11 protein-coding genes are annotated in these 10,781 nt (G+C 66.8%); 6 read left to right on the top strand and 5 right to left on the bottom strand.

Translation table 11 applies throughout. The features are described 5' to 3' along the window. A partial coding sequence (locus P2Q66_RS21120; protein ID WP_275731310.1) for a LysR family transcriptional regulator occupies positions 1-895 on the bottom strand: 895 nt, incomplete at its 3' end. Positions 896-1,034: 139 nt separating this feature from the next. Here P2Q66_RS21120 and mmsB point away from each other — a divergent pair. Both mmsB and P2Q66_RS21110 read left to right on the top strand, forming a co-directional pair. Further along, positions 1,035-1,937, top strand: coding sequence for a 3-hydroxyisobutyrate dehydrogenase (gene mmsB / locus P2Q66_RS21115; RefSeq protein WP_079595574.1), 903 nt, complete (start codon positions 1,035-1,037; stop codon positions 1,935-1,937). A gap of 13 nt (positions 1,938-1,950) precedes the next feature. Beyond that, positions 1,951-3,435, top strand: a complete 1,485-nt coding sequence (locus P2Q66_RS21110; protein ID WP_115525530.1) for a CoA-acylating methylmalonate-semialdehyde dehydrogenase — start codon at positions 1,951-1,953, stop codon at positions 3,433-3,435. 79 nt (positions 3,436-3,514) lie between these two features. Here P2Q66_RS21110 and P2Q66_RS21105 read toward each other — a convergent pair whose 3' ends face one another. From P2Q66_RS21105 to P2Q66_RS21095, 3 genes are read right to left on the bottom strand one after another with little or no spacing between them, the layout of a single operon-like run. Beyond that, complete coding sequence (locus P2Q66_RS21105; RefSeq protein WP_275731308.1) at positions 3,515-4,057, bottom strand: hypothetical protein; 543 nt, start codon at positions 4,055-4,057, stop codon at positions 3,515-3,517. A 13-nt stretch (positions 4,058-4,070) separates the two neighbouring features. Further along, the gene (locus P2Q66_RS21100) at positions 4,071-5,252 is read right to left on the bottom strand and encodes a winged helix DNA-binding domain-containing protein (RefSeq protein WP_275731307.1); all 1,182 of its coding nucleotides are present in this window, start codon (positions 5,250-5,252) and stop codon (positions 4,071-4,073) included. A gap of 40 nt (positions 5,253-5,292) precedes the next feature. Beyond that, on the bottom strand, positions 5,293-6,162 hold the full coding sequence (locus P2Q66_RS21095; RefSeq protein WP_079595570.1) for an SGNH/GDSL hydrolase family protein: 870 nt from the start codon (positions 6,160-6,162) through the stop codon (positions 5,293-5,295). 78 nt (positions 6,163-6,240) lie between these two features. On the opposite strand from P2Q66_RS21095, the gene P2Q66_RS21090 reads away from it, so the two are divergent. Beyond that, positions 6,241-6,891, top strand: coding sequence for a phospholipase (locus P2Q66_RS21090; protein WP_115525539.1), 651 nt, complete (start codon positions 6,241-6,243; stop codon positions 6,889-6,891). A gap of 54 nt (positions 6,892-6,945) precedes the next feature. Here the strand turns inward: P2Q66_RS21090 and P2Q66_RS21085 are convergent, their stop codons facing one another. Further along, a complete protein-coding gene (locus P2Q66_RS21085) occupies positions 6,946-7,179 on the bottom strand; it encodes an RNA-binding S4 domain-containing protein (RefSeq protein ID WP_275731305.1) in 234 nt (77 codons plus the stop codon). A gap of 32 nt (positions 7,180-7,211) precedes the next feature. Between P2Q66_RS21085 and P2Q66_RS21080 the strand changes: the two genes are divergently transcribed. From P2Q66_RS21080 to P2Q66_RS21070, 3 genes are all read left to right on the top strand, one after another. After that, complete coding sequence (locus P2Q66_RS21080) at positions 7,212-8,210, top strand: DMT family transporter (protein ID WP_275731303.1); 999 nt, start codon at positions 7,212-7,214, stop codon at positions 8,208-8,210. Between the two features lie 128 nt (positions 8,211-8,338). Further along, entirely contained in the window at positions 8,339-9,724 is a 1,386-nt protein-coding gene (locus P2Q66_RS21075) for a glycine--tRNA ligase (RefSeq protein WP_115525535.1), read from the top strand. Positions 9,725-9,726: 2 nt separating this feature from the next. Beyond that, on the top strand, positions 9,727-10,755 hold the full coding sequence (locus P2Q66_RS21070) for a GNAT family N-acetyltransferase (protein ID WP_275731301.1): 1,029 nt from the start codon (positions 9,727-9,729) through the stop codon (positions 10,753-10,755). Positions 10,756-10,781: the final 26 nt, after the last annotated feature.

The raw sequence follows: 10,781 nt of genomic DNA, 5'->3' as shown, positions 1-10,781 counted from the left end.
CTGCCAGCAGATCCTGGCGGGCCGCCACTTCTTCCTTGAGGGCAGCAATCACGGCCTGCACCCGGGCGGACCGGAGCGATTCCGGCCGGGCCACCGCCCAGACGGGAATCTGGCGCTGGAAGGCGTCGGGGAGCACCGGAATGAACTCCGCGTTCTGCGCCACCATAAAGTTCGGGAGCAGCCCGATGCCGGCGCCGCGGCGCACCGCCTCCACCTGGGCAAAGATGCTCGTCGCCTGGAAGCTGGATTTCGGCATCGGCAACTGCGAGGACCGGTGGCCCAGTTCGGCAACCTGCAGGGCGGACTCAACGTAGGAGACGAAGCCGTGCTGCCCCACGCCGTCGGGCGTTTCCGGCAAGCCCCGCTGCGCCGCGTACGCGGGACTGGCATAGAGCCGCAGGAAGTAGTTGGCCAGGAAGATGGCCTGCGCATTGCTCACATCCGTGCGGCCCACCACCACTTCAAGGTCCACGCCGGAGCGGTTCTGGCTGACCTTGCGCGTGGCGCTGAGCATCTCCACATTCAGCAACGGGTGCCGCTGTTGGAGGCGGACCAGGGCAGGAGTGACGAATTCGGCGCCGAAACCGTCAGAGGTGCTGATGCGCACCATGCCGGACACTGCGTCCCGGTCCTGGCCCACAACGGCGGCCAGTGACCCAAGTGTTTCCTCGATCGTTTCCGCAGCCGCGACGGCCGAGGCGCCAAGCTCCGTCAGCTCCCACCCGTGCGGGCTGCGCTCCAGGGTCCTGCCGCCCAATTGCTTGTCGAGGGCGAGGATCCGCCGCGAAATCGTGGTGTGCGTGGTGCCCATGGTTTCGGCGACCGCGTTGAAGCGTCCCAGTCTGGCCACAGTGAGCAGGATCAACAGGTCGTCCGGACTTGGAAGCCGCGCCACCGGATGTCCCTTCATTCGTGTGCATCAGTGCACATACCGTCTGTGATTTTTCCCCTTGATTGCACTGTAGCAGGGTGTGATGGTGGACACAGACCCTCCGGCCGGTCCCGGCCGGAGGCACAGCAAAGGAGCTTATGCCATGGCAGTAGTCGGTTGGATCGGTTTGGGAAACATGGGCGGATCCATGTCGGGGAACCTCGCCAAGGCGGGTCACGACGTACGGGGATTCGACCTCAACCCCGCCGCCGTCGCCGCTGCCGAGGCTGGCGGTGTGAAGCCGGCGGGAAGCATCGCAGAGGCTGTGGCGGGCGCCGATGTTGTGTTCACCATGCTTCCGAAGGGCGAACATGCCAAGGCCGTCTACCTGGGTGCGGACGGCGTGCTGGCACATGCGGAAACACGGACGCTCCTGGTCGATTCCTCCACCATCGATATCGCGGCTGCCAGTGAACTGCACGACGCCGCCGCTGCCGCCGGCTTCCGCTTCGTCGATGCCCCCGTCTCCGGCGGGATGAGTGGCGCCAAAGCAGGAACACTCACGTTTATGGTGGGCGGTGAAGCCGACGCAGTAGCGGATGCCACCCGCTACATCGGGCCGATGGCCACCAACATCATCCCCACCGGCGGAGCCACTACCGGCCAAGCGGCCAAGATCTGCAACAACCTGATGCTCCTGATCAACCTGGCCTCCACCGCTGAGGGTGCAGTGCTGGCCGACAGGCTCGGACTCGACAAGAAGGTGTTCTGGGACATCGCCTCCGTGTCCTCCGGTGACAGCTGGGCCCTGCGCACCTGGTACCCCGTTCCCGGTGTGGTCCCCACGGCCGCATCCAACAACGACTTCGCGCCTACGTTCACCGCCGAGCTGGCGAACAAGGACATCGGCCTGGCCATCAGCGCTGCCGAGGACACCGGCACGCCGCTCGAAATCGGCAGGCATGTTCAGCAGCTGTACCAGCGCCTCATCGATGCGGGCGAGTCCGGCAAGGACTGCTCCATGATCATCAAGCTCGCCGACGGTTCCCTGGATTCAGCAAAGTAGAAGAGAGACTTTCATGCACACCATTCCGCATTACATCAACGGCAGCCGCGTTGCCGATGCCGAGCGCTTCGGCCCCGTGTTCAACCCGGCCACCGGAGAACAGGAAAAGCAGGTTGCGCTCGCTTCCGCTGCCCGGGTAGAGGAAGCCATCGCCGCTGCCACGGCCGCGCTGCCCGCCTGGCGGGCGACGAGCCTGGCGAAGCGGACCAACATCTTCTTCCGGGTCCGCGAAATCCTCACGCAGCGCAAGTCCGAGCTGGCCGCCATCCTGACCAGTGAGCACGGCAAAGTACTCTCCGACGCCGAAGGGGAGATTTCGCGCGGCCTCGAGAACATCGAGTTCGCCACCGGACTGTCTCACATGCTTAAGGGGGAACGCTCGGAGCAGGTTTCCAGCGGCGTGGACGTGCACTCCGTCCGGCAGCCTGTGGGTGTGGTCGCCTGCATCACCCCGTTCAACTTCCCGGCCATGGTGCCGCTCTGGATGATCGGCAGTGCCTTGGCGTGCGGCAACACCGTGCTGCTGAAGCCCAGTGAAAAGGACCCGTCCTCCGCCGTGTTCATCGCGGAAGTCTTCGCCGAAGCGGGACTGCCGGCCGGTGTGCTGAACGTGGTGCAGGGCGACAAAGAGGCGGTGGACGTCCTGCTCGAACACCCGGACGTCAAGGCCGTCAGCTTCGTGGGCTCAACCCCCATTGCGCAGTCGATTTACAAGCGCGCGGCGGACCACGGCAAGCGGGTCCAGGCCCTGGGCGGGGCCAAGAACCACATGGTGGTCCTGCCGGACGCGGACCTGGATATGGCAGCAGACGCCGCCATTTCGGCTGCCTACGGCTCGGCCGGTGAGCGCTGCATGGCGGTCAGCGTGCTCGTCGCCGTCGGTGCCATCGCCGACGACCTGGTGGCGGCCATCCAAAGCCGGATGGCCACCCTGACGATTGGTCCCGGGACGGACCCTGCATCACAGATGGGACCGTTGATCACGGCCGAGCACCGGGACAGGGTGGCCTCTTATGTGGCAGGCGCCGAAGATGAAGGCGCCACAGTGGTTGTTGACGGCCGCTCGCAACAGTTCGATTCCAACGGGTTTTTTATCGGAGTCAGCCTGGTGGATCACGTCAAGCCGGGCATGAAGGTCTACGACGACGAAATCTTCGGTCCGGTCCTGTCCGTAGTCCGGGTAGATACCTACAGCGATGCGGTCCGCCTGGTCAACGACAACGAGTTCGGAAACGGGGTTGCCATCTTCACCCGCGACGGCGGTGCCGCCCGGCAGTTCGAGTTCGACGTCGAGGCCGGCATGGTGGGCGTCAACGTGCCCATCCCGGTTCCGGTGGGTACCTTCTCCTTCGGCGGCTGGAAGAACTCCCTGTTCGGGGACACGCACATGTACGGGCCGGACAGCATCCGGTTCTACACCAGAGGCAAAGTGGTCACCACGCGGTGGCCGGACCCCGCAACGTCCGTCATCGACCTGGGCTTTCCGCAGGTGGACTAAAGCGCGTGGATTAACGCGCGAGGGCTTTCCGCTGGTGGACTAACGCACGTGGGCTTTCCGCTGGTGGAGGTGACGCAGTTCAGCCGTTCATGATGTCGCTGCGGCGTGTCATGTACTCCTCGACGGACAGTTCGCCGTTGCTGTATTGCTGGTCCAGTTCCGCAAGCTTCCGCGCCCGGTAGCCCTGAGGGGCCGACGGCGGCGGGGGAGTAGCGGGGGCCGCGTGCTGTTCGGGGGAGGCCTGGCCGGGCGCGCCCTGCTGGGAGAACGGGGGCTGCTGGAACGGCGGCTGCGGCGCGGTCCGGTTGTCGGCGCCCGGCATCGGCTGCTGGGGCGGCTGGCCATACTGGTAGGGCAGCGGCTGGGGATCATTGATGGGCTGCGGCCGCTCGATCTGCTGGAATCCGCCGGCAAAATAGTCCTGCTGGGTGTAGCCGTCGCGGGGCTGCTTGCTCTGCGGCCCGGCCGATCCAGGGAATTGGCCGGCGCCCGGGAACTGCTCCGGGTAGCGCCCGGAGAAGCTCTGCCCATGGTCCCTGCGGGCCACGGATTTCCGGTACATCCGCATGGCCACCGGGATCAGGAGTGACAGGATGATGATCCAGAAAAACAGGTTGCTCACGGTGGGGCGCCTCTCATGTGTGTCCTTCCAGCTTAGTCCCGGACTGCACACGAACGGCCGGGATCCCCGTGAAAGCCGCGTAGCGGTCCACAGCATCCTGGACAGCGGCGGCCAACGGGGAACCCGGCGTTTCAGCGGCATGGGACAACCGGATATCGAGTTCGCACCGGTCCGGAAGCAGTTTGTGCCGCCAGGAGCCGGCCATCCGCCCATCCAGCAGCACCACGTGGATGGGCTCGCCGGCAAAGGGGAAGGAAGGGGCACTGCCGCCCATGTAATGCCGGGTGGCGGAATAGCCCATCACATATTCGTCGTAGCACTGGATCAGGTCGACCCGCGGTCTGCTATCGGAGCGAGGTCCGCGGTCAGGACCAGCGCTGGCTTCCCCGCCGGCTTCTACAGCATAGTAATGCTCGACGCCGTCAATCGCCGTTGCTCCCAGGGCACCGGGATGGGCCTCCATGGCCAGCTGCACACCCTGCCGGATATCGGTCATTGTCAGCTTTGACCAGTCCGCGCAGTCCCGGATCGTGGCGGGTCCCCGGCTGGTGAAGTAGCGGAGGGCGAGTTCAGCCAGTGCTTCCGGCCGGGAAAGCGGTACGGCCGGCCCGGCGGGGACCCGCTCGTCAAACAGTGCGTACGTCTGCCTCAGCGCACCACCCGGGCTCCGGACCGGCGTGCCGCTGGCAAGGACGCCGCTGGCTTCGGCGTGCATGATGATGTACGCAAGGCGCAGTCCGCTGGCCTCGAAGCCGGCCTCCTGCAGCTTTACGGCCAGTTGCCCGCGGGTGAGGTGGTTGCCGCCGGCCACAGCCCCGGCCAGCACCTCGCTGCCCCGGGCGGCAGTTGCTTCATCGATTCCGGTGAGGCGGTACGTCGGCGCATTGGCCTGATGCAGGCGCGGTGCCGACAGGGCAACAAGCCAGCGAAGGTCGTCACGGTGGACGAAATGCCAGGTGGGCCGGAGGATATGCGTCCGCAGGATCCGGCCGTCGGCCACTGCCTGCTCAACCTCCGCTGCCGCAACGGGGGATGCGCCCGCCGACACCCGCTGGGCAAGGCTCCACCGGGCGTAGGGAAACTCCTGCGCCTGCACGGCCAGCAGCTTTCGCAAGGCGGCCTCCGGCGATGCGGCAGCGGGCTCCCGAAGCATCTGGGCTTGCAGCCTCAGCCGCACCACCACATCCGGTTCCATATCGTCCGCCTGCGCCGCTGCCGGGTTCCGAGTACCGGCGTCAGCGCCGGGACGGCTCCGCGGTACCCAGCGGCCCCTCGCCCGAACCCAGCGGAACGCCCGGGCCAAAGACGGGCCCCGGCGTCGGACGTTTTGCGGTGATGCCGTCCCCGGAGGACTGGTGGCGGAGGCGGCGCAGCACCCACGGGACAAAGTATTCGCGCGCCCACACCAGGTCGCCGGACCGCGCCTCGCGCCACGTCCGGTGCGGCAGGGCCTTGGGCTGCAGCGGCTCCAGGGTGTGCTCCACGTTCAGGGCATCCAGCACCATGGCCGCGATGGTGTGGTGGCCCAGCGGGGAGAAATGCAGCCGGTCCTGGTCCCACATCTGGGGGTCGCTGAGCTGCCGGAGGGACCACATGTCCGCAATGACCGCATCGTGCCTGGCCGCGACGGTGCGCAGGTTCTCGTTATAGATGGCCACCTTGCTGCGGATCCTGCCCAGCACGGACGAACCGGTATCGGGCCCGTTGAAGAGGACCACAGTGGCGCCGCCCATGGCCAGGATCTGGACCACGGAATCCAGCTTTTCGGCCAGCGCGTCAGGGTCGCCGCCCGGGCGGATGAGGTCGTTGCCCCCGGCGGACAGGGTGACAAGGTCCGGCTTCAGGGCCAGGCAGGGCGCCAGTTGCTGGTCCACGATCTGCTGCAGCAGCCGGCCCCGTACCGCGAGGTTGGCGTAGGCGAAATCCGGCTGGGTGCGGCCCAGTTCCTCCGCCACCCGGTCCGCCCAGCCGCGGAAGCCGCCGGGGCTTGAGGGCTCGGGGTCGCCGATGCCCTCGGTGAAGGAATCGCCCATGGCCACATACCGGGTCCAGGGGTGGGATCCGGAGCGTGCATGCGGGGTTTCAATGATGCTTGCGTCAGTCACGGTCCTTATCCTGCCTTCCGGCTCTCTGGCTACGCGAACGTAGGTTGTTGCCCTCAGGTAGCTGTAACAATGGAAACCATGACTGAAGCCGATGTATTTCCTGCCCCTGTTGTCCTGTGGTCCCACCCGGAGGACCAGCGCGACGGAAAGCCGCTGCTGGTGCTCCTGCACGGATATGGCGCCAACGAGCAGGACCTGCTGAGCCTCGCCGACCTGCTGCCAGGGGACTTCGCGGTGGCCTCCGTGCGCGCACCCATTGCCATGGGCCCCGGCTTCACCTGGTTCCCGCTCACCGCCTCCATCGACTACTCGCTGGACCGGGTCAAGGCGGCGTCGTCCTTCGTGCTCGACTGGATCGACACCATCAAGGTGGGCCACCCCTCGGTGTCCCTGCTCGGTTTTTCCATGGGCATGGCCATGGCCACCACGCTGCTGCGGCAACGGCCCACGGACTTCGCGGCCGTCGTCGGCCTGTCAGGCTTCGTGGTGGACGCCGGCGACGACCCTACCTTCCGGGACGCCGAACTGGACGGAACCATCCCCATGTTCTGGGGGCGGGACCAGCAGGACCCCGTGATCACCCCGGACAAGATCGACTTCACCATGGGCTGGGTCCGCAAGCACGTCAAGCTCACCAAAGTGCTGTACACGGGCATGTGGCACGGCATCAACCAGCAGGAAATCGGGCATGTGGGCGAGTTCCTCACCCACGAGGTCCTGAAGAAGTAGGCGTACGACGGCGGCCGGTCACCTTTCGGGCGCCGCTCCGCCGGCGCAGCAGGTTCAGTCCGCTTCGGGTGCCACCACGCGGACGGTCTGGTTATTGACCGTGACGGTGTCGCCGTTGTGCAGCTGGCGGCCGCGCCGGTCGTCGATTTCGCCGTTGACCTTCACCAGGCCGTTCTTGATCAGCTCCGTGGCCTCCACGCCGTCCTCCACCAGGTTGGCGAGCTTCAGCAGCTGGCCCAGGCGGATCATGCTGTCACGGATGGGGACGTCCTCAACGGGGTTGCTCATGTAGCAATAATGCCTGACGTAAGGTGGATTCAATGACCTCCACCTCCCGCCTGCCGCTGCTCGCAGGCCTGCCGCTGGCGGTGGGCGCCGGCCTTGCCATCCCTGTCCAGGGCCGCATCAACGGAGCACTCGGAGCCCGGCTTAATGACGGAATCGCCGCCGCCGTGGTGAGCTTTAGCACAGGCCTGGTGGTCATGATCGTCATCTCGCTGCTCCTGCCCCGCGGCCGCGCCGGGCTGGCCAGGATCATTCCGGCCGTCCGCAGCAGGGCCTTTCCCCGCACCTACGTCCTCGCCGGCTGCATCGGGGCGGTCTTTGTCTTTGCCCAGTCCTTCACGGTGGGCCTCCTTGGGGTGGCGCTGTTCACGGTGGCCACCGTCACCGGGCAGACGGTGAGCGGACTCCTGGTGGACCGGCTGGGCCTCGGGCCCGCGGGCAAGAAACCGGTCACGGGCATCCGGATCATCGGCTGCGTGCTCACCATCGCCGCCGTCGCATGGGCTGTTTCGCCGCGTTTCGCCTCAGGCTCCGCGCCCGGAACCGACGGCGGTCCCGCTTCTTTGGTGCTTCCGCTCCTGCTCCCCGTGGCCGCAGGGTTCCTCATGAGCTTCCAGCAGGCCATGAACGGCACCGCCACAGTCCACTACGGGACCCCCATCGCCGCTACGCTGGTCAACTTCATTGCCGGCTGCTTGGTGCTGTGGACGGCGCTCGCCGTCAAGGTTGCGGTGGCAGGGCCGGGCAACCCACTGCCGGGGGAGTGGTGGTACTACCTCGGCGGTCCGATGGGCTGTGTCTTCATTGGACTGGGAGCGCTGCTGGTTCGAAGTCTGGGCGTCCTGGTGACGGGGCTGGGAATGATCGCGGGCCAGCTGCTCGGATCGCTGGCCCTGGACGTGGTGCTTCCCGCCCCCGGCACCGTGGTGGCGCCCGCCACCGTCCTGGGCACCATCCTGACGCTGGCCGCCATTATCCTGGCCACGCTGCCGTGGCCGCGGGGCGCGCTCCGCAGGCAGCGGCCGGTAGGCTAGGACACGCAGCTTTACCACCCCCTTCATCCGCCCCGCCCGGCCACCGGAAGTGCCCTGCTTTTGGTGATGCCCGGGGCCTGAAAACCGCGGACCGCACCCAGCGGCCCTGTAGAAACTGGAGTTACCCCATGGCAGCAAAATCCGTTCTCGACCAGGTCATTTCCCTCTCCAAGCGGAGGGGCTTCGTGTTCCAGGCCGGTGAGATCTACGGAGGTTCGCGTTCTGCCTGGGACTACGGGCCCCTTGGCGCCGAGCTGAAGGAAAACATCAAGCGCCAGTGGTGGCAGTCCATGGTCCGCGGCCGCGAGGACGTGGTGGGCCTGGACTCCTCCGTCATCCTGCCCCGCCAGGTGTGGGAAGCCTCCGGCCACGTGGAGGTCTTCTCCGACCCGCTGGTGGAATGCCTCTCCTGCCACAAGCGCTACCGCGCCGACCACCTCGAGGAAGAGTACGAGGAGAAGAAGGGCCGCCCCGCCGAGAACGGCCTGAAGGACATCGCCTGCGCCAACTGCGGCACCCGCGGTGAATGGACCGAGCCGCAGGAATTCTCCGGCCTGCTCAAGACCTTCCTGGGCCCCGTGGCCAGTGAAGAGGGCATGCACTACCTGCGACCGGAAACCGCCCAGGGCATCTTCGTGAACTTCAACAACGTCCTCACCACCTCCCGCAAGAAGCCCCCGTTCGGCATCGGCCAGATCGGGAAGTCCTTCCGCAACGAGATCACGCCCGGAAACTTCATCTTCCGCACCCGCGAGTTTGAGCAGATGGAGATGGAGTTCTTCGTCGAGCCCGGCACGGACGAAGAGTGGCACCAGTACTGGATGAAGGAGCGCATGGCCTGGTACACCGGCCTGGGCATCCGTGAAGAGAACCTGCGCTTCTTCGAGCACCCGCAGGAAAAGCTCAGCCACTACTCCAAGGGCACAACGGACATCGAATACCGCTTCGGCTTCCAGGGCTCCGAGTGGGGCGAGCTGGAAGGCATCGCCAACCGGACCGACTTCGACCTCTCGACGCACGCCAAGGCCTCCGGCACGGACCTGAGCTACTTCAACCAGGCCACGAACGAGCGCTACACCCCGTACGTCATTGAACCCGCGGCCGGCCTGACCCGTTCCTTCATGGCCTTCCTGGTGGACGCCTACACCGAGGACGAGGCCCCCAACGCCAAGGGCGGCGTGGACGTCCGCACCGTCCTGAAGCTGGACCCGCGGCTGGCCCCGGTGAAGGCCGCCGTGCTGCCGCTGAGCCGCAACGAGGACCTGTCCCCGAAAGCCAAGGACCTCGGCACCCAGCTGCGCAAGAACTGGAACATCGATTTCGACGATGCCGGCGCCATCGGCCGCCGCTACCGCCGCCAGGACGAGATCGGCACCCCGTTCTGCATCACGGTTGACTTCGACACCCTCGAGGACCAGGCCGTGACCATCCGCGAGCGGGACACCATGAGCCAGGAACGCGTTTCCCTGGACAAGGTGGAGGGCTACCTGGCCGCACGCCTGATCGGCGCCTGAGCATGGCCATCGAATACCGCGAATGGCGCGAGGGCGACGACCTGGCGCTCCTTGAAATCTGGGGCGGCCCGGAAACGTCCCAGGCGCGCCAGTTCCGCGGCGCGCTCGCGCCGTCCTCTGCCGGCACCGGCGGCGCTCTCTGGCGCCGCTGCATCGTGGCCGAGGACGTGATCGACGAGGTCGGGATCCCGGTGGCTGCCGGTGTGGTCTACGAGGCCTCGCTGCACCCTGAACGGCTGTGGACGTACATCGAAGTGGCGAAGGACCACCGCCGTGCCGGCATCGGAGCCAGCCTCCTGGCCATGCTGCGGCGGGAAGCCGAGCACGCGCCGTCGGGCGTTGCCAAGTTCCGCGCCAAGGTGGAGCCCGGTACGCCGGGGGCAGCCTTCGCCGAAGCCGTGGGACTTTCGCCCATCCAGCGGTCCCGGCTGGTCATCGTGGAACCGGGTGCCTTGCGGCTTCCCGTGTTCCCTGCCAAGGACGGCGGGTCCGCCGGCGACGAGGACGCCGGCTCCGACGTGGTGATGGAGCTGGCCACCGGGTCCGTGGAACTGACTGACGTGGTGGGCAGGTACTACACCTCCATCCACGGCTGGGATTCCCCGGGCGTGCTGTCCATGGGCCAGGTTCAGAAGCTGTTCCTGGATGACCTCACCGGAGCGCACGGCGCCATCGTGCTGCGGGCACAGCCGGAATCGGCGTTCGGTGCGGGGGTGGCGCCGAGTAAGAAGGGCCGCATCCGCGCCTTCGCGGTCAGCTATGCGGCGCCCGCGAACCCGGACCCCGCCCAGGGCCCTGAGCCCGAGGGAACGGAGGCACCCACGGACGTCTTCGTCGGCCACGAACCGGCGCTGGATGCCGATGACGCCGCCGAGGCTGTACGCGACATGCTGGCACTCATCGCGTACCAGCACCCGGTGATGCTGGAACTGGATGACTCGATGACGGCCCTGCGCGCCGCCGTCGAACCCCTCCTCGACAGCGGGAAAGCCAGGCTCGCCGGCGCCGAAACCCTCGTGGTCTCGGACTAGAGCTTCGTCCGGGCCCCATCCAACCA

It is taken from the genome of Arthrobacter sp. Cr_A7 (assembly GCF_029222765.1).
In the GTDB taxonomy this organism is placed as follows: domain Bacteria; phylum Actinomycetota; class Actinomycetes; order Actinomycetales; family Micrococcaceae; genus Arthrobacter.
Note: the sequence above shows the minus strand (reverse complement) of the source record. Positions and strands in the feature narration are given on the sequence as shown.

Coding starts and splice junctions, on each gene's coding strand:
- mmsB (WP_079595574.1), top strand. CDS start 1,035: ATGGCAGTAGTCGGTTGGATCGGTTTGGGAAACATGGGCGGATCCATG.
- P2Q66_RS21110 (WP_115525530.1), top strand. CDS start 1,951: ATGCACACCATTCCGCATTACATCAACGGCAGCCGCGTTGCCGATGCC.
- P2Q66_RS21100 (WP_275731307.1), bottom strand. CDS start 5,252: ATGGAACCGGATGTGGTGGTGCGGCTGAGGCTGCAAGCCCAGATGCTT.
- P2Q66_RS21090 (WP_115525539.1), top strand. CDS start 6,241: ATGACTGAAGCCGATGTATTTCCTGCCCCTGTTGTCCTGTGGTCCCAC.
- P2Q66_RS21085 (WP_275731305.1), bottom strand. CDS start 7,179: ATGAGCAACCCCGTTGAGGACGTCCCCATCCGTGACAGCATGATCCGC.
- P2Q66_RS21080 (WP_275731303.1), top strand. CDS start 7,212: ATGACCTCCACCTCCCGCCTGCCGCTGCTCGCAGGCCTGCCGCTGGCG.
- P2Q66_RS21075 (WP_115525535.1), top strand. CDS start 8,339: ATGGCAGCAAAATCCGTTCTCGACCAGGTCATTTCCCTCTCCAAGCGG.
- P2Q66_RS21070 (WP_275731301.1), top strand. CDS start 9,727: ATGGCCATCGAATACCGCGAATGGCGCGAGGGCGACGACCTGGCGCTC.